The 23,819-nt window shown below is 45.0% G+C and carries 25 protein-coding genes; 8 read left to right on the top strand and 17 right to left on the bottom strand.

The features are described 5' to 3' along the window. Positions 1-137: 137 nt before the first annotated feature. The 11 genes from BUC05_RS00405 to BUC05_RS00360 all read right to left on the bottom strand — a co-directional run bounded on the left by BUC05_RS00405 (position 138) and on the right by BUC05_RS00360 (position 10,982). On the bottom strand, positions 138-1,874 hold the full coding sequence (locus BUC05_RS00405; RefSeq protein ID WP_073304302.1) for an ABC transporter ATP-binding protein: 1,737 nt from the start codon (positions 1,872-1,874) through the stop codon (positions 138-140). A gap of 5 nt (positions 1,875-1,879) precedes the next feature. Beyond that, positions 1,880-3,709 carry an ABC transporter ATP-binding protein gene (locus BUC05_RS00400; protein WP_230875685.1) on the bottom strand — a complete coding sequence of 610 codons (1,830 nt, stop codon included), beginning with the start codon at positions 3,707-3,709 and terminating at the stop codon, positions 1,880-1,882. A gap of 87 nt (positions 3,710-3,796) precedes the next feature. Beyond that, on the bottom strand, positions 3,797-5,410 hold the full coding sequence (gene nikA / locus BUC05_RS00395; RefSeq protein WP_073303820.1) for a nickel ABC transporter substrate-binding protein: 1,614 nt from the start codon (positions 5,408-5,410) through the stop codon (positions 3,797-3,799). A gap of 29 nt (positions 5,411-5,439) precedes the next feature. Next, positions 5,440-6,255, bottom strand: coding sequence for an ABC transporter ATP-binding protein (locus BUC05_RS00390; RefSeq protein WP_073303817.1), 816 nt, complete (start codon positions 6,253-6,255; stop codon positions 5,440-5,442). Continuing rightward, positions 6,252-7,043, bottom strand: a complete 792-nt coding sequence (locus tag BUC05_RS00385) for an ABC transporter ATP-binding protein (protein WP_073303815.1) — start codon at positions 7,041-7,043, stop codon at positions 6,252-6,254. Before BUC05_RS00385 ends, BUC05_RS00390 begins: the two co-directional genes overlap by 4 nt. Beyond that, positions 7,040-7,864, bottom strand: a complete 825-nt coding sequence (locus BUC05_RS00380) for an ABC transporter permease (protein WP_073303812.1) — start codon at positions 7,862-7,864, stop codon at positions 7,040-7,042. The genes BUC05_RS00385 and BUC05_RS00380 overlap by 4 nt, the downstream gene beginning before the upstream one ends. Then, entirely contained in the window at positions 7,861-8,838 is a 978-nt protein-coding gene (locus BUC05_RS00375) for an ABC transporter permease (protein ID WP_244153283.1), read from the bottom strand. Before BUC05_RS00375 ends, BUC05_RS00380 begins: the two co-directional genes overlap by 4 nt. An 88-nt stretch (positions 8,839-8,926) precedes the next feature. After that, the gene (locus tag BUC05_RS00370) at positions 8,927-9,400 is read right to left on the bottom strand and encodes a MarR family winged helix-turn-helix transcriptional regulator (RefSeq protein WP_073303806.1); all 474 of its coding nucleotides are present in this window, start codon (positions 9,398-9,400) and stop codon (positions 8,927-8,929) included. 223 nt (positions 9,401-9,623) lie between these two features. After that, positions 9,624-9,977: an aldo/keto reductase gene (locus BUC05_RS21850; protein WP_208610212.1), complete on the bottom strand. Its 354-nt coding sequence runs from the start codon at positions 9,975-9,977 to the stop codon at positions 9,624-9,626. Positions 9,978-10,059: 82 nt separating this feature from the next. Further along, entirely contained in the window at positions 10,060-10,584 is a 525-nt protein-coding gene (locus tag BUC05_RS21845) for an aldo/keto reductase (RefSeq protein ID WP_208610211.1), read from the bottom strand. A gap of 20 nt (positions 10,585-10,604) precedes the next feature. Then, positions 10,605-10,982 carry a MerR family transcriptional regulator gene (locus tag BUC05_RS00360; RefSeq protein WP_073303803.1) on the bottom strand — a complete coding sequence of 126 codons (378 nt, stop codon included), beginning with the start codon at positions 10,980-10,982 and terminating at the stop codon, positions 10,605-10,607. A gap of 194 nt (positions 10,983-11,176) precedes the next feature. Between BUC05_RS00360 and BUC05_RS00355 the strand changes: the two genes are divergently transcribed. Together BUC05_RS00355 and BUC05_RS00350 are read left to right on the top strand one after the other, a co-directional pair. Continuing rightward, positions 11,177-11,785 carry a TetR/AcrR family transcriptional regulator gene (locus BUC05_RS00355; RefSeq protein ID WP_073303800.1) on the top strand — a complete coding sequence of 203 codons (609 nt, stop codon included), beginning with the start codon at positions 11,177-11,179 and terminating at the stop codon, positions 11,783-11,785. Position 11,786: 1 nt separating this feature from the next. After that, on the top strand, positions 11,787-12,410 hold the full coding sequence (locus BUC05_RS00350; RefSeq protein ID WP_073303797.1) for a GNAT family N-acetyltransferase: 624 nt from the start codon (positions 11,787-11,789) through the stop codon (positions 12,408-12,410). A 166-nt stretch (positions 12,411-12,576) separates the two neighbouring features. On the opposite strand, the gene BUC05_RS00345 is transcribed toward BUC05_RS00350, so the two are convergent. Next, positions 12,577-12,918, bottom strand: a complete 342-nt coding sequence (locus BUC05_RS00345; RefSeq protein ID WP_073303794.1) for a winged helix-turn-helix transcriptional regulator — start codon at positions 12,916-12,918, stop codon at positions 12,577-12,579. 87 nt (positions 12,919-13,005) lie between these two features. Between BUC05_RS00345 and BUC05_RS00340 the strand changes: the two genes are divergently transcribed. The 4 genes from BUC05_RS00340 to BUC05_RS00325 all read left to right on the top strand — a co-directional run bounded on the left by BUC05_RS00340 (position 13,006) and on the right by BUC05_RS00325 (position 16,703). Beyond that, positions 13,006-13,920, top strand: coding sequence for an arginase family protein (locus BUC05_RS00340; protein ID WP_073303791.1), 915 nt, complete (start codon positions 13,006-13,008; stop codon positions 13,918-13,920). Between the two features lie 337 nt (positions 13,921-14,257). Further along, on the top strand, positions 14,258-14,998 hold the full coding sequence (locus BUC05_RS00335; RefSeq protein WP_073303788.1) for a MerR family transcriptional regulator: 741 nt from the start codon (positions 14,258-14,260) through the stop codon (positions 14,996-14,998). After that, positions 14,995-15,933, top strand: a complete 939-nt coding sequence (locus BUC05_RS00330; RefSeq protein ID WP_073303785.1) for an ABC transporter ATP-binding protein — start codon at positions 14,995-14,997, stop codon at positions 15,931-15,933. Before BUC05_RS00335 ends, BUC05_RS00330 begins: the two co-directional genes overlap by 4 nt. Beyond that, entirely contained in the window at positions 15,930-16,703 is a 774-nt protein-coding gene (locus BUC05_RS00325) for an ABC transporter permease (protein ID WP_073303782.1), read from the top strand. Before BUC05_RS00330 ends, BUC05_RS00325 begins: the two co-directional genes overlap by 4 nt. A 224-nt stretch (positions 16,704-16,927) precedes the next feature. Here the strand turns inward: BUC05_RS00325 and BUC05_RS00320 are convergent, their stop codons facing one another. The 3 genes from BUC05_RS00320 to BUC05_RS00310 all read right to left on the bottom strand — a co-directional run bounded on the left by BUC05_RS00320 (position 16,928) and on the right by BUC05_RS00310 (position 20,066). Beyond that, a complete protein-coding gene (locus BUC05_RS00320; RefSeq protein WP_073303779.1) occupies positions 16,928-18,169 on the bottom strand; it encodes an MFS transporter in 1,242 nt (413 codons plus the stop codon). 79 nt (positions 18,170-18,248) lie between these two features. Further along, a complete protein-coding gene (locus tag BUC05_RS00315) occupies positions 18,249-19,385 on the bottom strand; it encodes an FAD-dependent oxidoreductase (protein WP_011246268.1) in 1,137 nt (378 codons plus the stop codon). Between the two features lie 99 nt (positions 19,386-19,484). Continuing rightward, positions 19,485-20,066 (bottom strand): TetR/AcrR family transcriptional regulator, encoded by a 582-nt coding sequence (locus tag BUC05_RS00310; RefSeq protein ID WP_011246267.1) that lies wholly within the window; start codon positions 20,064-20,066, stop codon positions 19,485-19,487. A gap of 432 nt (positions 20,067-20,498) precedes the next feature. Between BUC05_RS00310 and BUC05_RS00305 the strand changes: the two genes are divergently transcribed. After that, positions 20,499-21,308 (top strand): alpha/beta hydrolase, encoded by an 810-nt coding sequence (locus BUC05_RS00305; RefSeq protein ID WP_063608264.1) that lies wholly within the window; start codon positions 20,499-20,501, stop codon positions 21,306-21,308. 85 nt (positions 21,309-21,393) lie between these two features. Further along, the gene (locus BUC05_RS00300) at positions 21,394-21,930 is read left to right on the top strand and encodes a MarR family winged helix-turn-helix transcriptional regulator (RefSeq protein WP_063608263.1); all 537 of its coding nucleotides are present in this window, start codon (positions 21,394-21,396) and stop codon (positions 21,928-21,930) included. A 487-nt stretch (positions 21,931-22,417) separates the two neighbouring features. Here BUC05_RS00300 and BUC05_RS00295 read toward each other — a convergent pair whose 3' ends face one another. Further along, positions 22,418-23,404, bottom strand: a complete 987-nt coding sequence (locus BUC05_RS00295) for an aldo/keto reductase (protein WP_063608262.1) — start codon at positions 23,402-23,404, stop codon at positions 22,418-22,420. 258 nt (positions 23,405-23,662) lie between these two features. Then, positions 23,663-23,806, bottom strand: a complete 144-nt coding sequence (locus tag BUC05_RS21590; RefSeq protein WP_082111787.1) for a TraB/GumN family protein — start codon at positions 23,804-23,806, stop codon at positions 23,663-23,665. Positions 23,807-23,819: the final 13 nt, after the last annotated feature.

Raw genomic sequence — 23,819 nt, 5'->3', positions numbered from 1 at the left:
GATATACCAACACCTATTTATGAGTAAAAGAATATAGCTGCTATACACTTTATATCTAAAAAGCCTATTCCCCATACTTCCCGGAAAAGTTAAGTGATTTCCGCTGTCACGTTCCGCAGTGCCTTCCCTGCTCCATCTCAAGCCCGCTTAATATGCCAGCTTCGGGCTCTCTCGTATTGGTTATACAACCGGGCATATATTCCGCCGGATTTGCGAAGCGCTTCAGGGCTCCCTACTTCGGCAACCTCTCCCCTGTCGAGAGCGACGACGCGATCAGCCGCAGCCAGCGTCGATGGACGGTGGGCAATCACGATTACGGTTCGCTCGGGATCGCGAGCCAGTCCCGCAATCGCCTCGCCAATGGCGCGCTCATTCTCCGGGTCGAGCGCCGATGCCGCTTCGTCGATCAGTACGATGCGCGCCTTCTTGAGGAATGCGCGCGCGATCGATACCCGCTGCCGTTCTCCGCCGGACAGCTGCGCCCCCGCTTCGCCTACCCGCGTCTTCCAGCCGTGGGGCAGACGCGCAACCACTTCATCCAGCCGAGCGGCGCGGGCCGCTTCGGCCAGTTCATCTTCGGTTGCATCCGGCCGGGCCAGCCGAAGATTCTCTTCAATTGTGGCGTCGAAGAGATAGACTTCCTGAAATACAATCGCGATGTCGTTCATCAGAACGTTATGGTCAATATCGCGGACGTCCGTCCCGCCGACACTGACGCTGCCGGCATCGGCATCGAAGAATCGGGCGATCAGCCGCGTCACCGTCGTCTTGCCTGAGCCGGACGGACCAACCAATGCCGTCGTGCTGCCGTGAGGACATTCGAACGTCACATTCGTCAGTACAGGCTTGTCGCTATACGAGAAAGTCACGTCGTTGAACGCAATATCGGTCCGTTCCAGCCGGCGCACCGGCCGAGGATTGTGCGGCAGCGACGGCGTATGCAACACAGCCTCGACACGCCTTGCAAGATAGTCCATCGCGCCAAGACCCGAAGCGTGATCGATCATCCCGCCGAGCGGCTCAAGAAAGCGTACCGCCAGCACGAGCAAGGCAATCGTATCCGCCATGGAGATTGTTCCGGCAAGCAGCAGCTGCACACCGAGTACGACTGCCGCAATAAAACCGATCATGACTACGCCGCTGTATGACAAATCAGGAAACAGCATGCGCTTCAATCCACGGCGATACCGCAAGCGATGGTCGGCAAGAGCGTCCCGCATGCGAACACTGCCGGTCGTGCCGTGTCCCGCTGCCCGCAATACCGGCTGGGCCTGACCGAACTCTATCGCTCGACCGGCCACTTCGTTCGCCGCTATTTCCATATCAGCGGATACCTCATCAACGGTTCGCCTGGAGCGGCGCAGCGCGAATAACGATACGGGTATCGTGACGAGCAGCACCAAGGCGAGCCGCCAATCCACCATAAAGGTGACACCAACAATCGTAGCAGGCACCAGCACGCCGGTAATCGCAGGAGCTCCTACCGTCACGGTCAATTGCGACAGGACACCGGTCACATTCGTGACCGTACGGACGAATTCTCCCTTACGGGCAGCGGTAAACCAGCCAAGCGGCAGCGTCGTCACATGACTCATCAGATGATGTCTGAGTTGAACCGCAAGCTTCATGCTCGCGGCGAACCCAATAGGTGTAGCCAGCACAGTCAGCACCACATAGACCACAAGTCCCGCCGCCCCAGCAATCAGCCAAGGGGCGGCTGCCTCGAAATCGGGGCTCGGCTGCAGCAGCGCACGCAGAATCGGGATCAGCAGTCCGAGCAGCAGCCCCTGCAGCACTGCAAGAATGGCGCTCAGCAGCCACATGCGAACCAGCAGCTTCGGATCCGGCCAAAGACGATATAACTGAACAATCATACGAATCAAGCGGATTCCCCCCTCTTCTGCGCTTCCCACATCCGAGCGTACAACCCGCCTTCGGCAAGCAGTTCTTCGTGCTTGCCGCGCTCGGCAAGACGCCCTCCATCCAGAACGAGAATCTGGTCTGCGCTTTTAATGGTATGAAGACGATGCGCGATGACAATGACCGTCTTGCCAGCTGTGAGCTCGGCCAATGCGTCTTGCACCGCCGCCTCGCTGTCGGGATCGAGCGAGGCCGTCGCTTCGTCCAGTACGACGATGCCGGCGCCCGAGAGAATCGCGCGCGCGATCGTCAGACGTTGACGCTCTCCGCCCGACAATCCTCCCCCGCCAGATTCAAGCATTGTGTCGTACCCGTTCGGAAGACGTTCGATTACCTCATGAATCTGGGCAGCCTTGGCCGCCTCATAAATGGCTTCATCCGTAGCTTCCGGGCGTCCGATGCGGATATTTTCCTTCACGGTATCCCGCAGCAGCATAACTTCCTGAAATACTAGCGACATGGAAGAAAGCAGCGTCTTGGAACCGATCTCGCGCACATCCGCGCCGCCGATACGGATTGCGCCTCCCGTTACATCGTAGAAGCGCGGCAGCAGGCTGGCGAGCGTCGATTTGCCCGCGCCGGACGGACCGACCAGTGCGGTGACGGTACCGGGCTTGCACTCCGCCTCGATCTCGCTTACCACCTGAGTAAGTCCATCATAAGAAAAGGATACCTTCTCATGTGCGATGCGATTGTCCCGAGGTTGACGAGGCTCCGAGGGCTCGGGCAGCGGTTCGCGGGACAACAGGCTGCCGATGTGGCCGGCTGCCATACGCGCCATACGAACGCCTTGCGAGCCATGGATCAGCGGACCGAAAGCTGTCGGCAGCCCCACGCCTACAACGAGGAAAGGGAGCAGATCGGCAACCGCAAGCCAGCCTGCGCTCACGAATGCCAGTCCCGCGGACAATACTACGCCAAGCAGGACCATCTCCGAGCCCAATACCCGGTTCATGGCGGAACTGTTCCGATGTCCTGCTACCCAAGCTCGATAAGCCTCGGTGTGTTCATTCATCGCTTCGTCGAAACGGGCCAATATTCGGCCCTTTGTACCTCCAAACGTCTTTACGACGTTAATTCCGTCAACATACTCCACGCTTGCGGAACTGATCCGTCCCTCTGCGGTTAACAATCGGGACATGTGCGCGGGAAGCGATCGCATCGCCATCTTATACGTAATTGCGGCCAGCACCGGGACTGCGAGCGTAATGAGCGCCATCCGCCAATCCACAAGCATCAGGTAAGTGAAGCCGACAGCAAGCGAAACGGCTGCGCCGACAACCGCTCCCAACGCATGGGCGAACAGTTCATGCATCGCTTCCAAATCATCGGTCATCGCCTTCTTCACCTGTCCGGAACCGGCGGCTCGGAACCAGCCGAGAGGCAGAACGCCAAGCCGCTTCACAATTTGACCTCGGAGATGATGCAGCATTTCTGCGTCGGCGTTGTGGCCGACATGCGTGGACAACCCGAGCATAATGAGTCGCAACGCAGCGCCTGCGGCGCCGATGCCGACCCAGATCCACACTGTACTGGCAGCCTCTGCGGCATTGGCGGCTACGAACAAGGCTCTGGCGATCTCCACAATGGCCAAGTACGGCGCAAAGCCGGCTACCGCGCTCGCCCCGGTGAGGAACGCGCACGTGATCAAGTGAATCTGGATCGGGCGCAACATGCGAAACGTATCGCTTATCGGCAGCATACGCGGAGCTTCCTCCCCGGCCAAGTTGCCGCTGCGATTGTCATCTGTCGAACGATTTTTCTTTGGGTTATTATATTGTCCTCCCAATCAGCACACCTCCCAAAAGTATATAGCTGCTATACACTTTGACCGAACAAAAGCTCTCCTCACCCTTACAGACGAGGGAAAGCTTTTTTATTTTAGCTGAATAGCAGCGACGTCAATATCAGCCGGTTGTCCGTTAAACGAGTAATGCGCTATTCTTTGACTATTGTACAGGGCCAGTTCTTTGGTATAGGAAAGAGGAATAAGAATGGCCTGGTCGTTGATTTCGTTTAAAACCAAATCATAAATCTCCTGAATCTGCTCTTCATCTGTGCTGACATTAAGCGCATCTATGATCTCGTTGCCGTTCTCTACGAGCGCCAGCGCCTGGGCCGCAGGATAACCATGTCTGTAATCGGGCTTCATATTTGTCATCGATGTGTGGGGATCCCAGGCAGAGCCGTAAGTTTCATAAAAAGCGAGGTCAAAATCGGCCTTTGCGAACTCAGCGTGAAAAGTCATTTTTTCCATCCCCTTTGGCTTGATGTCCATACCGAGTTCATTCCATTGCGCCGAAATCGCCAAAAGTAAATCATCGATCATGGCATCTCCCTTAATATACAGAATCTCGCCTGCCAAGCGCTTGCCGTCTTTTTCCCTGACGCCGTCGCCATCCGTATCCACCCAGCCAGCGTCTTCTAAAATCAACTTGGCTTGATCCATGTCGTATGCATGGGGAACAAGTTCCACGTTGCTGTAAGGCATTGCAGGATCGAAAATACTGTCGGCCTTCGTTTCAATTCCCGTAAATATGCTTTGTACAACTCCCTCTTTGTCGATTGCGCGGCTGGCTGCCAGTCGTACATTCCGATCATCGAAAGGCGCTTTGGACACATTAAATGCAAGATACCGCGTGTTGCTGGCTATCCCTTCTGAAATCTGCGCTCCGTAGCCCGATTTTTTCATTTCATTAAAACGATCATAGGACATATGCCGTGTTCCTACGAGAATGTCTACTTCCCCATTGCGCAAAGCCAGCAGCTTGGTATCGTTATCCGGAATCACCTTCACATGAAAGCGTTCGACCTCGGGCTCCTCGCCCCAATAATGCGGATTTTTAACAAAGGTGTACGTCGTCCCGTCCGTTTCCCCCTCATACATGTAAGGACCCGTTCCGAACGTGCCCGTTCTGAGGACATCTCCCGGAGAGCCGTCCGCATTGAATGCATCGGGCGATACCATCGCCATTGGGTTCATCAGTGTAAAATCCTTTAGCGCTCCATAGTAAGGGGCTGTAAGATGCACTTCAACCGTATGAGTGTCGATGACAACAATCTGGTCCAGGAGTGTAGACACCGTTCCCAGACCTCCATTCATTGGTCCGAGATTCGCCGGGATTACCTCCAGATTTCGTTTGACCGCTTCCGCATTAAAAGGTGAGCCGTCGGAAAACTTCACTTGTTCTCTTAAATGAAATGTATAGATCAAGCCGTCCTCCGATATCTCCCAGGACTCTGCCAGACCAGGAATGATTTCTCCATCCTTATAACGGACAAGCGTTTCATAAAAATTGACCATGTAAAACTGTGGACCGTAATTGGCATTTACCGTTAGCGTTTCAATCGGGTAAAAACCTCCGGCAAAATCCCAGCTTTCCGTTAATGTAATCTCACCCTCCGTTTGTTCGGTATTTGTCTGTAAGCAAGCAGTTAAAACAAATAGCAATAACGCTATTACAACGAGAGCATCAATCATTTTTCTCATGGGAATCGTCTCCTCTTAGCCTACTACTGTTAAAGGGTCGCAGCCATCCGATGTTGTTGGTTCCGGTATTCCGGAGACTTCGGAGGAAGCGACTCAATCATCTTCCTCGAATACTCATGTTTAAAATCATCATAAGAAGCAGCATGTTCAACCCGTTCAACGATAGATCCATCTTTCATCACAATGATGTGATCCGCCATATAGATCGCTACATCGATATCATGGGTAATAAACAGGAATGCGCCTATTCCGTCATTTTTTAGCTGAAGAATCAAGTCGAGAATTTGCTTTCGGACCGTCACATCCAGCCCGCTAACGGATTCATCAAAAACAATAAACTTTGGGGATATGCTCATTGCGCGAGCAATACAAACCCTCTTCAATTGACCGCCGCTCAACTCATGCGGAAGGCGGCTAAGCTGATCAACGGTTAAGCAAACTTTGTCGGCCAGTTCCAGAATTTTTTGGCGCTCGCTTTGTTTGTCCATCTTCTTCAAACACCGGATCGGCTCGGCGATCGAATCAAATACCGGAAGTCTGGGATCGAGTGAGCTCTGTGCATTTTGCAACACCATCTGGAGCACTGCCCTTTTCTTGCGAAATTCTCCTGGACGCTGCAAGGCGATATTATTCCCCTCCAGACATACCTCGCCGCTTGTCGGTCGCTCGATCCCCAGCATCAGACGGGCCAAGGTGCTTTTTCCGCTTCCGCTTTCGCCTACAAGGGCGTAACTGGTTTGATGATCCAACGAAAGCGATAATGGTTTCACCGCATCGATAGTTCGTTTATTTCCTCGCTTGTCTTTTACTTGATATTGCTTGGATACCTGCTTCAGCTCTATCACAGTCCTGCTCCTTTCATTAACCTGGCTCCCAGCAGTTCTTTGGTGTATGCTTCCCGAGGTGATGCGAAGAGTTCGAAAACAGTCCCGCGTTCAATGATCTCCCCACTTTTCATAACCACCATATCATCCGCAAGCTTCGCGGCCACGCCCAAGTCGTGAGTAACCAAAAGAAGCGCAATCCCCTTTTTCTTCAATTGATCGAGTTCCTCAAGTACAATGCTTTGGTTCTTCACGTCCAAAGCCGTGGTCGCCTCATCCGCTATAAGAATCTCCGGCTTGTGAATCAAGGCTACTGCGATCATGATTCTTTGCAGCATTCCTCCACTTAATGTGTAAGAATAACTGTTCATTAATTGTTCGCAGCGCGGCAAATGCATTTGCTCCAGTGCTTGAATACCAATCTCATACGCTTCTTTTTTGCCGATTTTTCGATGAACCCTTATCGCCTCTACGATTTGCGCGCCGATTTTAATTGTCGGATTGAAGGCGGTCATCGGATGTTGAACAATCATCGCTATTTTGCTTCCGCATAACGAACGCATTTCTTTTTCTTTAAGGGTTAGCAGCCCCACCTCCCTATACCGGATGCTCCCGGAAACTTCGAATTTCTTCCTATTTAATAACCGCATAAGCGCCTTGCAGGTCATCGTCTTTCCGCTTCCGCTTTCCCCTACAAGAGCTAGTGCCTTTCCTTGGCGAAGCGTAAAATCTACATGCTTGACAATCAGACGGCTCGGCTGCTCCTTAAGTCCAACACAAAGATTTTTCACTTCCAACAAACCATTCATTCGCTCACCTCCTCCGGAGAAATGATGTCTCTAAGCGCTTCTCCGAATAAATTGAAGCCCGCTGCCGTTACCAGAATACAAAGGCCAGGGTAAAGGACAAATGTCGGATGAGAATAAAAACTCGCCCTGGCTTCGTTCAACATCGCTCCCCATTCTGGCGTGCCTGATTCAAAGCCTAATCCTAAAAATGAAAACCCGGATATCATGATGATCATGGAAGCCATTCCCGTGCTCAGGTACACCAGGAATTGGGGAAACAGATTAGGAAGGATGTGTCGAAATATAATTCTTCTGTGATTGCACCCGGCTATAATGCATGCAAGAATGTAGTCCTTGCTCTTTTCCAGACACGCATAGCTCCACACCACTTTGGCATACCAAGCCCACAGCGAGAACATCACGGCCACAACGATGCTGGGTATTCCTTGTCCCAACGCCCCGACAAGAGACAGTACGATGACCAGCGATGGAAAAGCCATAAATAGATCACAGATGATCAGTAAAGCCCGTTCCAAACGCCCGCCTAAATAAGCGGCTGACGTTCCCAGTATTAATCCAATGCCCCCTAGCGCCATCAGTGTCGGTACGGCAATGCCCAGCGAGTAGCTCGCCCCAAGGAGCAGCCTCGATAACACACAACGTCCCAGTTGATCCGTACCGAGTGGGTATTGCGCGTTTGCGGATAAGAATCGGTTCACGATATCAATTTTGTGCGGGTCATTGGGTACAATCAGCGGAGCAGTTGCAGCAACCAGGCTTACCAATGCGATCATTACAAGTCCTGCCAGCGCCTGCTTGTTGTTAACAATTTTTATAATCATAAAGCCCCTTCCCCCTTGTCCATCATCCGGGGGTTGAGCCGCCAATTGACGATATCCGCAAGCACTCTGCCAAAAACAAAAATAAGGGCAATGACCAATACACAACCATTGATCGTCGGTAAGTCCCGAGCCATAATCGCGTCAATCAGATACATACCGACGCCCTTCAAGGAAAAAATGCTTTCCACGATGGCACTTCCCGCAATCATGTGACCCATGTATTGACCAAACAACATAATGAGCGGCGGCAGAGAATTCCTTGTCACGTGAACCCATACAATCCTTCCGTTGCTCAGTCCCCTTGCTTTCGCATAAGCAACATAATCCTTATTCAGATTGGAAAGCAGCGTCGCGCGAAATAAGCGAATGGATATCGAAGCAACCGGAACAGCTAGAACGAGAGAAGGAAGAATAAGACTCATAAGATTGCCGTAGTCCACAACCTTCACAATTGGAAAGGTTACAGCGAACAAAAGAAGTACCAAGAATCCCAGCCAGAAGTTGGGCAGTGAAGCACCCAATATCGTTGCTATTCTAACAACGTGGTCAAACCAACTATTTTTTCGCAAGGCAGTGATAAGGCCAACAGGAATGGTAAAGACCACCACCCACAATAGGGACAGGCTAACTAGTTGCATGGTTACAGGCAGCTTCTGGCCAATATCGGATGCGACTGTATTTTTTGTCTGTAAAGAAACCCCTAAATCCCCACGCAAACTGCTGCCTAACCATTGTATATATTGCTGGTATAACGGCCGATCCAGCCCCATTTCCGTACGAATTTGAACAATTTGTTCTTCCGTCGGATGCAAAAATACATTTCGTGCATAAGCTTCAGCGGGATCAACAATTGAAATATTGGCCATTAAAAACGAAAGTGCCGTCACCCCCAAAAGAGTAATGATCAGGCCTATGCACCTTTTTAAGAAGCCCACCATGAAATCTGTTCCCTTTCCTATGAAGAAGATAATCATTCTCAATTACAAATATTTTTTAATTCCATCATGTTTGATGGAATCTGACTTCAAAGTATTAAGTTGCTATAGGCGTTGCTTAAAAAAATTATTTTTTTGTTATTTCCTGTAGTTTATGTTCTATTCGGCTAAAAAACTGTTTTAAGAAACGAACTTGTTCTACACTTCCCTCGTCGAGTGCCGAACAAAATAATTCATCAAACTCCTCGTGGAACTTCAAATGATTAAGATGCGTAACTTCTCCATCCGGCGTTAGTTTTAATAAAAAACGCGATTGATTACGTGCATCACGTTCTTTTTTGACAAGTCCTTTCCTTTCCAGTTTCATTAATATTTGCGAAACAGCCCCAATCGTTACGCCAAGCAAATCCGCCAAACCCGACACATGAATGCCTTCATGGTCATGAATCGCGGATACGATATGAATTTCTGCGTAATAGATCTGCTTCCCCTCCTTCGTTTTTAAGAGATGCGTCGTTTTCTCATAATCCATGTACGCGTAGACTGCACCTAAGAATGCATCACTTAATTCTTGTTTTTGCCACTCCCTTGCCTCCATCATCCTCCACCGCCTTATAAAGCAAAATTCATTTCTACATTTAAAGATAGTATATAGTTGCTATATACTTTTTGTCAAGCTCCCTCCTGACAAAACGTTCATATACGAAACATTGTGAGCAACGCTCACCCCTTGAATACAAAAAGGGAGCCGGCTGAAAAAACGGCGCTGGACACGCGACGGCTCCGTTGGTCGGGTAAGCTAATCCTCCCCGCCCGTCCCCCTGTTATCTTACTTGACCTAATGTACTAAGACGGTTAAGGTTATCTCGGGTAAGCTCAACTTGTAAAGCATTTAAATTTTCATCAAGCTGATTGCTAGTACTAGCCGCAATAATCGGAATTGAAGGGAAAGAAGACTCACGTAGCCAGGCCAGTACAACCTGGTTTGGCGTGACACCTAGCTCTCGCGCAATTTCTATCAACTCTTTCAGATTTGCCTCCGACTCATCCCCACTATAGGCGGATGGAAGCTCCCCGCTACGGTTGTAGTAGCCCCCCAGCAAGGGCGAATAGGCCAAGACCGAAATGTTCTCCTTCTTGCAATAGACGAGAAGCTCTTGGGTTGCGTATTTCTGCACGCCAAAGTTCGCCACCTTATTGGGGTGCAGATACGTATGACGTTGCTGAATACAGCAATAATGTGCCCCTTTCTGTTCTTGGCTAATCAGCCTCGCCTCTGCTAAACGAAACTGTATAGTTGCTGCAGCCTATAAAACGGACTTTGCCGAGGCGGACTAACTTCTCAAACGCTTCGAGTGTCTCCTCTAATGGGGTTTTTATATCATCGATATGAGCATAATACAAATCAATGTAATCGGTCCGTAAACGCTGCAAGCTTTGGTCTATGGCCCGCTCTATCGATTGTTTCGACAATCCTTCTCCATCACTTAGTCCCCCTCCAGGTACAGTCGGTAGAGCACCAACCTTTGTGGCCAGAAACAAGTTGCTACGATTCCCTCTCTCCTTCATCCAGTGGCCAAGGAGCCGTTCGCTCTCACCGCCTTCTCCCCCTTCGTTCCAAAACGCATAATTATTCGCTGTGTCCAAGAAACTTCCACCAGCATCGACGTATTGGTCTAACAGCCTCTCAGAAACAACTTGCTCCGTTTTTGTGCCAAAATTCATACATCCTAAGCAAAGCTCGCTTACCGTTACGCCTGTTTGCCCTAAAAGTACTTGTTTCATGACGATTCACCTCTTCTTTTTTATGTAGTACCTAAACTTTCCTCCCATGATCGATAAACCGAAATTTTCTTCTCCATAATTGCTAACGTACGTTCAATACCCTCTAGTTGCTTCTCCAACTTTTGTTGATGTGCTTCCAGCAGTTTACGTCGATCAGGAATGGTGGCCTCTCCATTCCGCACCATTTCAGCAAAATGCTGCATGTCTTTAATTGCCATTCCAGTTGAGCGCAAATTCGTTAGCAACGTAAGCCATTCCAGATCATGCTCACTGTAAGTTCGGCGCCCTGAATCGGTACGGGCAATATAGTCCATTAACCCAATGCGTTCGTAATAACGAAGCGTATGAACGGATAAGCCTGTTTTCTTCGACACTTCTTGAATGGACCAACCATCCATGCTACTCCCCCCTTTGAATTTTAATATTACAAATTAAAGCGCACTCAAAGTCAAGAGAAAAAATACAGTTTTTTGATTTTCGGTAACAGAAGCAAGAAGCTCTTCCACGTTTTTTTGCTTGCCTTCTATCATCTTTTCGTTTTATAATGAATGAGTAAAATTTCACTCATAAAAGTGAGGAGGCAACTACAGCTATGCCCCGTACCAAAAAACAATTCGAAGAAATGCGTAGCGCAACTCGTGATAAAATTCAATCTGCCGCCATGCACCTGTTTGTTCATCAAGGTTATGGCTCGACGAATGTGCAGCAAATTGCCGATTTAGCTGGTATCAGCATTGGCTTGTTATACCGACATTATAAAAACAAAGAAGTCCTTTTTATTGAGTTGGTGGATTTCGCAATGGCCGGGCTGCAAGCAGTAGTTGATTCATTCCGCACGGGGGATTCACCTAAAAAACAACTTGAGCAATTTGTAAAAGAAATATATACCGATTTGTCCACAAGTGACGACCTTGCCAACTTGATGGTTCTGATGACACAGTCCTTCTTCTCAGGAGGTGCCAGCCAGAAACATCATGAAATCGTGGCATTGAATAAACAAATGCTAGTGGCGACAGCTGATTTAATCAAAAGAGGACAGAAAAAAAATGAATTTAAGCAAGGACCGCCGGATGAAATGGCAATGCATTTTTTTTCAACTATACAAGGACTGGCCATTATGAAAATTACATTAAAAGAACGATTTATAATGCCTTCAGTACAAATCATTATTGCTGGACTTTCTAAGGAAGGAGAAAAATAGCATGAACATTCGCCCGCCATTCGAAGTAGTTAGAGCAGATCAAATGCCCCATGATGCAAGAAATCAAATGGCCCATATATTTGCCGATGGATTCAGCCAATGGCTCGATTATTTCTCCAATGACAAAAAAGTAATTGCCAACGCTTTTGCCCATATGTTCAAAATGGACCAGTTTTATGTAGCTGTATCTGGGCAGGAAATTGCGGCTATGGCAGCATGTACCGACTGCCATACCTTATCGTTACAGTTGGACAGAAAACAGCTAAGAAAATTCCTGGGCCTTTATAAAGGGGTGTTAGCAGGGATCATTTTAAAACGGGCGTTTGAAAAACCTTTTGAAGATCCTCCGTCTAACACCGGATCAATTGAATTTGTCGGCACCGCTCTTAAATTTAGAAGCCAGGGGGCAGCTTCTCATCTTATCGATACGATCATGGAAATGACACCGTTTGAGCAATACATTATAGAGGAAGTAGCCGATACCAACTTGCCTGCAATGAAATTGTATCGCAAGCTCGGCTTTGAAGAATACAAACGAAAACAGCTTTCCACCTCTGCAGCTAAAAAAAGCGGTATTCAATATATGATTTCTTTAAGACATGTGAAAAATAAGCAAACCACTTAGGAAGAGTACTACAGGCCACGATTAGGGATTTTGCTTTCTTTTATATGTTCATTTTAAACATCTGTTTTTTTGCAAGTGATACCAAACCATTTCGCGGCGAGATATGCGGCACGGGCAACCCACTGCGCACTCCCCTAACTAGTAAACTTGCTAGGAAATTGCCAGTTTAATTGTTTTGGTTAGCGACTCCCCATTCACATAATTCCTCCAAAACAGGTAATAATGTCTCTGCTTTTTCAGTGAGGCTGTACTCGACTTTAGGAGGGATTTGCGGATACTCTTTCCGTTTCACCATGCCATCAGCTTCCAATTCTTTCAGTTGCGAACTTAATGTTTTATAAGTAATTGTTCCTATTTGCCTTTTCAACTCATTGAAGCGTACCGTTTCGTTTTCCGCCAAAAGGTAAATAATAACCATTTTCCATTTACCGCCAATAACAGACAATGTGTAACCAAAAGGCGTATCTTGAATATGTTTCACTTTGCCTTTGTATTCAGCCATACTCATCTTTACACTATCCTTTCGGGTAGTACCTATCAAAATAGTGCGTACTACTTTTTAATTTACCTTACTTTGAAGTAAAGGAGAAAAACGATGACACAAAAAACAGTACGCTTATTAATGCCCCAATGGCAAGGAGGAAACAACCCTAACTACTCTTTTGGAGCCGAACTGCTTGCTTGGCTTGCTCCAGACAATGATCAACCTCTTATTCATGTGCCTGTTCAAGCTTATGATGGTACTCCGCTTGAGAACGAGAACGGTATGAATGGGAGAACGCAGTTGCTTGCACAGTTAGAAGCTGCGCAGCATATCATCAAGGCCCATAAACCGGATCGTATTGTCATGTTTGGTGGCGACTGCTTAGTCGAGCAGGCCCCATTTGCCTATTTAAACGAACGATACGGCGGAGAATTAGGATTGATTTGGATTGATGCTCATAGTGATTTAGTTAGATATGTCGGATATGACAATGCACATTCGTTACCTCTCGGGAATCTTCTGGGAGAAGGAGATGAGGAGTTCGCAAAACATGTGAAAATCCCTTTAAAACCAGAAAATGTCTTTATCGCGGGATTAGCGGCTCCTACAGAGCAAGAAATGGAATTGTTTGCAGAAGCGTTTCAAAGACTGGGTATAGCTCCTACAGAACCAGATACAGAAGTAATTCAAAGACTCGGTATTAGAACGGCTGGGACTGAGGAGTTAGCAAATAGTACTGCATCCATTAAAAAGTGGATTAAAGAAAGCGGCATTAAGCACCTGGCCATTCACCTTGACTTAGATGTCCTTGACCCAAAAGCATTCCGTTCTTTGTTATTCGCCAACCCTGAAGCACCTTTTAACCTTACTCCGGAGGGAACGATGCAAATCCCTCAACTGATTAATCTGATTAAAGAGCTATCTGAAGAAACGGATGTCGTCGGATTAGGAATAACGGAGCATATGCCGTGGGATGCTATTAATTTAAAGAACTTACTTCGGCAAATCCCACTATTAAATAAGTAAGTTTTACTATTTCACGCTTTGACGTGTATAAAAAGAGTACCTCCCGAAAACTGTGAACGCTCATGTCACTGGCAGTCCACTCTCGCCACTGATGACATGAGCGTTTATCTTCAAAGATAGTCACTGTACGTAGTGCCTACTTAGCCTCTTCTACAAAAAAGCTCGCCCCCCATACTTCTTTCGACCGGACCAAGCGGCAATTTAGTTAACGCTTTACTTATGTTCTTTAACAAAAATTAAATCTGTATGTCATTCAAAATAAAAATTAGGGATTGAACGCCACGTTACGTGCTGTTTTATAATAAATTCAATCACTTAGATTTGAAGGAGGCTAGTGATGTACACAATCGGCCAGCTGTCCAAGAAAACAGGCGTTACAGTTAGAACACTTGACTACTATGACGAGATTGGCTTGCTGAAACCTGCTGCCGCCACAGAAGGCGGCCACCGTTTGTATGGCGACCAAGAAGTGATGCGTTTGGAGCAAATTTTAGCGTTAAAATACTTAGGATTCTCTTTAGAAAAAATTCAGTTTATTCTGAGGGAACCTCCCCCATCGTGGGAATCAGCGCTTACCGAGCAGTTGTTAATGGTCGATGAAGAAAAGAAAAGGCTTGATGACCTTCAACGCTCATTGCAAGGAATTTTATATTCGATTCAGATTGAAAAACAGGTAAATTGGCCGCTGATTTTTGGCGTTATGCAAATGTTTCAGCAAGGTGAACGAGAAGCAATAAAAGTGCTCGATCGGTATATGAGCCGGGAGGAACAGGAAAAAATGCTGTCCGTTAATATGGATCAGCAAAAATTGGATCGGTGGGTAGCGCTCATTTATGAAATTCGAGAAAACCTCCACGAACTGCCTGACTCTCCGATCGCCCAAAAACTTGCTGAACGCTGGATGGAAGGAACCTATGAAATGTTTGGACGTGATGACGAATTTTTAGGCAATGCCTGGAACGCAATAAAAGAGGAAAGTAACGGTGTTATGTTTTATCCGATGACTAAGGAAGTGGTGGATTTTATTTCAGAAGCAATCAAGGAAAAAGAAAGGAAAGCAGGTGAATCGAACGGATGAATGCAGCGATTCAGTTAAAAAAGGTTAGAAAAACGTACGGAAAAAAAATAAAAGCGGTTCAAGATTTGTCATTAACAATAGCAGAAGGAAGCATTTATGCCTTGCTAGGACCGAATGGTTCCGGCAAATCAACAACGTTTCGCATCCTGACCACCTTGGCATCGGCTGATCAAGGGGAAATCCACTATTTTGGCTCTCCCAAAATCAATAAACAAATGATTGGATGTGTCGCCCAAAACTCAGGCGTCGACCCGACAGCAACAGGAAGGGAAAACTTAATGCTGCAAGGCAGAATTTACGGCCTGCCTAAGAAGGCGCTCAAAGAAAGAGTAAATGAGCTGCTTACTGTCTTTCATTTGCAAGAGGCCGCCGATCGACTGAGCAAACATTACTCTGGTGGAATGAAAAGAAAGCTGGATCTCGCAATGGGGATTATTCATCGCCCGAAGCTGCTTTTTCTTGATGAACCGACTACCGGACTTGACCCCGAATCTCGCGCGGAGCTGTGGCAAATGATCAAACAGTTGCAAAGCGATGCTGGCATGACGGTTTTGCTGACGACTCATTATATGGAAGAAGCCGACGAGCTAGCTGACCGGATCGCATTTATGAATGAAGGCAGAATCGTTGCTGAGGGCACACCAGATGAGATGAAAAACAAGGTCGGCGGGGACACAATTACAATCGAATGCCGAGAAGCTCAAGTAGCTGCGCAAGTGCTCGCTGCAGCTTATTCCGTCCAACAGCCGGAACAGCAAGATGAATCGACATTGCATGTCGTTACAGAGAACGGAGCTGAGAAGCTCCCCAATGTTATCAGACTACTGGAAGAACAACATATACCAGTAGATTCTATTAAGGTATCAAGACCAGATATTGGGGATGCCTACCTGTTGTATACAGGAAAAACATTAAGGAAGGACGAGACTTCATGAAGCTGTTTACGGATACGGCATGGGTGTTCATGCGTTATTTGAGAGGCTTGCTCCGCTCCCCTTTTGTATTGATCATAACCGTGGTACAGCCAATGTTGTGGATGATTTTGTTTGGCCATGTCTTTTCCAGCATAGGGAGTATTCCTGGTTTTGCTGCCAGCTCTTATATCGATTATCTTGGTCCAGGGATTGTGATGATGAGCACGATGATGGCTGGAGCCTACAGCGGTATGGGCGTCCTGAGCGACTACAAAGATGGAGTGCTTGACCGGTTGTTGATTTCACCGATAAGCCGTCTCGCTTTGCTGCTCGGCTCCTTACTGCAAGATGCATTAACCTTATCCTTTCAGGCTGCGCTTATGATTGGTGTCGCCGCGATACTAGGCGCCAGCTTTAGTGGAGGATTGTTAGGCATTGTCCAGCTCATCCTGATTGCCGTGCTACTAGGACTTGCGATGGGCGCTTTATCCATCTCACTTGGGCTGATCGTCCGCAACGAATCTAGCTTAACCGCTGCCGTCAGCTTTGCGACGATGCCTTTATTGTTTTTGTCAGGCTTGTTTATGCCTTTGCAATTAGTGCCACATTGGGTTGAGGTCATCGCCCGTTTCAACCCGCTAAATTGGGCGGTTGAAGCAGGACGGGAAGTGCTTGGCGCACAGCCTGATTGGAGCCTTGTCCTACAACATGGAAGCTACCTGCTTCTTCTCTTTGCAGCTTCATGTCTGCTTGTTGTTGGAGCATTTCGCCACTATCAACGATTGATTTAAACAAACGATCAAGGAAAAAACTACGTATTACGTAAATGTCATCATCCCTAAACGCCTAGAACCACCATTTAAGTGAATAGCATCTCCGTTGTAGCGAACGGAGAGCATTCACCAAATGGTGGGTTCCTTTTTTCCGTAAGGCGTTTAATTAGTGAGTTTATCGGCCTACGAATATGTTCTATTTACTTAGAACGAGCTTTTACTGCAATTAGGTGGGACTCTATTTAGAATTCATCAGGTTGATTCTTGTTCATGCTTCTATATTGAATAAATTCTTTAGCTCGCGTATATAAAATGATACTGGCAAACAATCCAGCTAATCCAAAGGAGAACAGAATCCATTGAATTGGGTAAGCGGCAGCTATTAAAGCACTTAAAACAGCATACGCAATAGGGTCAAACCCATTCATGGCAAGATAAACTAGGCTAGTAACCCTGCCCATGATGTGCTGTGGTGTCTTTTCTTGAACACCTGAAAACACTGGAATATACGTAAGTGCATATCCACCACCAATAAAGAAGAGTAGGACAGTGAGTAAATACAGATTAGTTGCTTGGCTAAAGAGAATAAAAAATACAAGCAAAGCGAACAGAGATAAAAGTGCTAGGTATCCCTTACGATCAATCTGTACTTTTGCTAGTATGGATGTTCCTGCAACAATGCCTATACCTAATGAAACCTCCATAAAGCTTAAATTAAGTGGCGTTCCACCGAATGTGTCAACGAGAATAGGGATAGCTAAATGTAACCCTCCAAATACAAAGAAGTTACTAAAGATTAACACCATAATGCCCGTCTTTAAAAATGAAGAGGACATTACATATCGAAAACCCTCTTTAATATCTTTTAACGGTGACTCTAAATTGTCACTGTCAACAGAAGCCTCTTGAATAAATGGTGGGAATACGAAAAAGGCTGAAAATCCAATAAGTATTGTAGCTACCAAATAACTGATTGAGGCATCACCATACTCCAAAAGGACTCCGGCTAAAATAGGACCTACAAGAAAACATACTTGTGTGATACCTTGATATACAGCATTTGCTTTTTGAATTTGAGAGTGTTTTACAATCTTAGGTATCATAGATGTACTCGCAGGACCGAAGAACGCATCCAAAGCACCGAAAACAGCAGAAATAGCAATTAAAGAAAACACACTTATATAATCATAAGCTACCAAAAATGTTAACAGTCCTAATACAGGAAATTGAACTAAGTTAGTTGAAAACATAATAGTTGTTTTCTTAAATCTATCAGCTAAAAAACCACCAAATACCATCAAAGCAAGTCTAGGTACACTCGATGCAATTAACACGATTCCCAGTATACTTGCCATACCTAAATCCGAAACGATGTACCACGTAGTGGTGGTTAAAAACATACTAAATCCTGATATAGCAAACATGTTTGCTATAGATAATAAAATAAACGTACGATTTTTATAAAGTGATAATGAAATTTCCATTAAAAATTGTCCTCTCAAGTAGATAGTTAGACAGACAGACCGATCGGTTTGTCTGTCCTAAAAAATAATATCAATTACGTTACGTTAAATCATTCTTTTCTTCTTCCCACGTAATTTTGTATTCGTTAATCTTTTTTTCAATATTCAATTCAATATCCATGTTCTGGAACATAGCAGTTACTTCTTCTGTCCTCTTTCTTCGGTCTTTTTCATAATAATAAAACGCATCTCGGTAATCATGATCTCTGAGCATTTTTGCAAGTACCATCGAATCTTCTAGACTAAATGAAGCTCCTTGACCTAAAAAAGGATTCGCTGTATGGACAGCGTCTCCAACGAGAACAACACGACCTTTTGACCACATAGGTAAATCGTTGACCTCGTAAATACTCCTAGGGAAAAACATCTCTGTGTTTTCTATCATACGCCGAAGGTTTTTAGTCACTTTCCAATCATTCATTTGTTTAGATATAAACTCTCTAATGGTTTCTTTATTGGCTTTCTCAAAATATTTTGTAGGAAGTTTCTCAGGACGCATAGAGAAGGCTTGCCATAGAATATTTAACTTGTTTGTAGGATGTGCTTTTCCAAAAATAAAGAATAGATTTTCATCGTAGTATAAATAACTACTGGATTCATCCCATTCAAAATCTTCGACATACGAGACCCCTTGAAGTCCCCACATACCGCTATAATCTAATTTAGCGCTTGATGCAACAGCTTCTCTAGTTGTTGAAAAAGTTCCATCTGCCCCAATAAGAATATCGGTTTTTATTGATGTTTCATCTTCAAAAAAAGCTTCAATTGAATTAGAAAGTTGCTTTACCGAAATCAACTTTTTGCTGTATTTAATTTCTATCCCTTGACGCTGAGCTTCTTTTAAAAGAGGATTTAAGATATTTGACCTCATAACATTAATTAAAGGAGCATTAAAGTGTTTTTCATTGTAATTATTTATGATTGCTTCCACTTCATTTTCACTGTTTATTTGACAAATACTTTTTATGATCGTTGAATTAGCAATGACCTCATCCTTACACCCTATTTCACCTAAAACTTTCACTCCATTTGGAGACAGTAAAAAACCTGCACCCGTTTCTATTTCGGCTGATCTACTTTCATAAATAGTACTTTCAATGCCTGCCTTTTTTAAAAATAATGCGGTAGCTACCCCTGCAACACCACTTCCAATAATCGCTACATGCTTATGATTCATGACATTTACTCTCCTCTCAATAACAGACAGACCGTTCGGTCTATTGTAATATAAAAAAATATATTTAACAACAGGGATTCGAAGGAAGCGAAATTTATGCTACCTTCTTACCCCATTTAAGAAAATATCTATGGCTTTCTTATGAAAATTATTCTCATTTTCCTCAAAATCATCATAATAATGTTTATAATCACTACTTATAAATAATAGACTCATAAGAAAATAGCCTAATACGCTCGGGTCTTCATTTTGGTTGATTTGTTTAGACGTTTGGCATTCCTTAATAATATCCACAAAAAAATCAAGGTATAGTTTATCTATATTTTTAATCTTTTTCATGACCTCGTCTGATTTGAACGCACTAAGATAAAACTCTTCTGTTGCTTTATGGTAATAAAGGTTAACGCTTGACTTGGCTACAAATTCTGAGAGTGTATATAAAATATGGTTTGAATTATTTTGTTTTTTTTCAGCTTCTATTTTCCAATCTTTCAGCCATTGATTAGCATCTTCTTCAAGAATATATACAAACAGATTTTCTTTGTTTTTGAAATGGTGATACAAATTCCCTTTACTTGATTGTGCAGCTTCTATAATTTGATTCATTGAGGTTTCTGAAAAACCTTTTGTTTGAAATAAATTTCTAGCTGCTGAGATGATCTTCTTTTTTTGTTCACTCATTATAGTGCTCCTTATATTGAAGTAGTAATTATAAACATAATAGTATGGAATGGATTACTTCGCAAACAGGAGTCGCTTATACACTAGTAATTATAGCTTTTATTGCTTCATTTGCATTAACAATATATGGATTAGTCGTAGTTCGAGGTTTTGAGAAAGCTGCCAATCTGTTTTTATCAATAATAATCATCATTTCTGCACTTGTTTTATTATAGCAAGAATAAATTCAACCTACCCCGTTACAAGGATTGGTAGTTCAGTAAGTCCGGTCTAAGCAACTACATAGCCGATGCGTTCATTTCTCACCGCGCGAAAAACTTCGTCATTTGTAACCGCTTCAATTTCTTATATACAAACTATGCTGTTGGTGATAAAATAATTTCTATAGGAAACAATTTTATTTTTATTGAATACAAAAGGAGGACATGACTCATGGATTCTATTGAAACAACTATTCCGTCTTTTGATGGTACAAAGCTTTACTTTGTAAAAAATTTGGTAGACAATGCGAGGGCTGCCGTCGTCATTGTTCATGGCTTATGTGAGCACGCCGGACGCTACGACTATTTGACGGAAAACTTAAACGAGCGCGGCTTTAATGTATACCGTTTTGATCATCGCGGCCATGCCAGATCAGAAGGCAAACGCACATTTTATAGCAACTTTCACCAAATTATTGATGACGTGAATGTAATGGTTGATCAAGCATTGCAGGAAAGCGCCAATAAGCCCGTGTTTGTGATTGGACATAGTATGGGTGGCTTTGCGTCAGCAGCATTTGGCACTAAATACCCGGGCAAGGTAAAAGGAATCGTGTTGTCAGGAGCACTTACCCGCTATAATACCCAAGTTGCAGGGGAACTCCCGCTTGCTCTTCCCGCGGGCACTTATCTTCCGAATGAACTTGGCAGCGGAGTGTGCAGCGACCCTGAAGTTGTAGCGGCCTATGCGAATGACCCGCTTGTAGAAAAGCAAATTTCCGTGGATCTGTTTAATCGTTTAGGTGAGGGTGTAGCGTGGCTAAAGCAGTATGCTGAAAATTTCGTTGATCCGGTCTTTGTCATGCATGGTGCGAATGACGGCCTTGTCAGCGAGCAGGATTCCCGTGATTTTTATGGAGATATCGCATCCGCTGATAAATCTTTAAAAATTTATGCTCATTTGATGCATGAAATCTTCAACGAGCCGAGCCGCGACGAAGTCATCGCAGAAGCGATTGCGTGGCTAGAAAAACGCATCTAATTGTAAAGGTCTGTGAAATACGTAATCAGAATATGTTATGATCCTTTCTAAAGGAACACGATTTAACTATGGAAGGGATTTATTAATGAAACTAGAATGGATGGGGAAGCATCGAGCCCTTATTGAGAAGATCATTAAGTATGGCAACGCCTATTCCAATACTTATAAGCAGCAGCGAAGCTATGGTACAGATATAACGTTTTCCGCAGCGCAGATCCAAACTTTGGAGTATATTCTAGAAGCTGAGGAGAAGGATGAGAAAATGTCCGAAATGGCTGCGCGCCTTGGAGTCAGCCGCAGCACGTTCTCAAAGAATGTTAAACACCTAACAGAAAAAGGCTTACTGGAAAAGTATCACTTAAGCGGAAATCGTAAAGATATTTATGTTAAGCCTTCTGCCAAAGGACGCGAAGTGTACGAACAATATACGCGATTTGTTTACAAGCTCTGCTTTGAGGAAATCTTTCAATACGCAGACAAAATTTCAGAGGAAGACAAGGAAAATTTCATCCGTATTTTAGATTTATTCGCCGATGTATTGCTCTGGTACGGTAAAAAAGAACAAAAGCCGCGAAAGCTAGTAAAAATTGATGATCAAAGTAAACCCGATTCACCTATGTAAGAAAGTGTAAGCAAGCTTGTTTAATTGATCAGACAGCATCCCGCAAGACCAAGCTCGGAACGTTTAATCCTTGCGGGATGTACAACTGCTAGCTCACTAGTCCAACGGTTCATAAGGATTTACCGCATGGATATGATAAAATGGTCGTCCTGATAGATGAGGGATAATTCGTCAAGTCACTCTATGCATCCATTTACGTGGATTAAGAGCTTTGTTCAGCTCCTTTAGCGTTTCGCGGCCGCCATGAATTAGATTCTCGCAGCATGTGCTCGTTCAATTGTCGTTCGTAAGATTATCTGTAAATAAGATACCATTCCTTCTTGCCCAGTGCGAAAACTTATTCACAAGCGGGAAGAAAACAGCCTGTTGCGACTAATGCCTAGCTTAAGATTTTACCATGAGCAACGCGTCTCCTTTTTTGTTAGGTTTTGAATCGTTCCTTTCAGATAAAAAGACATCCAGCACAAACACTGGATGTCTCTTTCCTTTACAACGGCAATGGTGCGACCGCTGAGATGAGTTGTTTTTCAATTAATTCCTGCCAGAACGCTTCTGGGATTTTCTCTCGTAAGGCTTCGAGGTCTTCCTTAATGCGATCGGGTCTCGTTGATCCAGGAATGACCGCAGCAACAGCTGGATGCGCTGTTGAAAACTGTAGCGCTGCTGCTTTTAGGCTGACGCCGTAAGACTCTGCTACTTCTGTTACTTTGTTGATTTTCGTTTGAACGTCTCGTGGGATCTCACCGTAGTTATAGTGATCTCCGCCAAGTAGGGCTCCCGAGCTATACGGTGCACCTACAACAATGGCTGAATTCGATTGCTCGACTTCAGGCATCATTCTGCGCAGTGTGTCTTCATGATCAAGAAGGGTGTATTGGGTTGCTTGTAAACTAATAGTTGGATGCACTTCTTCAAGTTGAAGGGCAAGCTCAATTGGGATTGTTGTGTTTACACCGAGACCCCATCCTTTTATGACACCTTGTTTCTGTAAGTCATCAAGTACAAGGAAAGCACCTGTTCGCGCTTCTTCAAATTTGGCGATCCATTCGTCCCCATGAAAATCAGGTGACAGATCGTGTACAAACACAAAGTCCAGACGATTGGTCTGCAGTCTTTCCATGCTTTGATCAATGGAGGTGTGCGTAGCCTCTGCAGAGTAGTCTGTTGTCATTTTATTGGTTCGACCATTCGTAAAGAGGCCTTCTTTTTCCTCCGTTTCGTCTTCAATGACACGACCGATCTTTGTACTTAAAACATAGTCATCTCGATTTTGCTTGGAGAGAAACTTCCCTAAACGAAGCTCTGCCAGACCTGCCCCATAAAATGGTGCTGTGTCATAATAACGAATGCCTGCATTCCAGGCTGCTTCGATCGTCGCTTGGGCTTCTTCTTCTGGCACTTCACGAAACATATTACCAAGTGGTGCTGTTCCAAGTCCTATTTTTTGGGTCAGTAATTCTTTTATGTGCTTCATGTGTCATTCTCCTCCGTTTCATTCATATGCATCTTTTACCGTTCATCTTAAGGTTTAAACCTCCCATAAGTAGGATATTTCTTCCTTAACAAGCATAGGAAGGGCTAACCCTTTCAAGATGATCAATCTTGAAAGACAAGGAACTTATGAAATTGGTTTGAACCATGTCAGCCAAATCATGCCACTTAGACCGGTTTCTTATTAATGACATGAAACGGAGTGTAGATGAAAATTTAACACGTATAACGTCCACATAGATTATAAAATTCGTTCTACTCTATATCCCTCTTTTTCTAATAATGTAGGGATACTTAGTTCAAGAATAACATGGGATGTACCGACAAAGACAAAGAATGTCCGATCTTGATTGAACTGTATGGTTTGATCAAGCTTCTTTGACATTTTTAGATTACGT

It is taken from the genome of Shouchella rhizosphaerae (assembly GCF_900142675.1).
Lineage (GTDB): Bacteria > Bacillota > Bacilli > Bacillales > Bacillaceae_D > Shouchella > Shouchella rhizosphaerae.
This window is presented reverse-complemented; position numbering and strand designations above follow the sequence as displayed.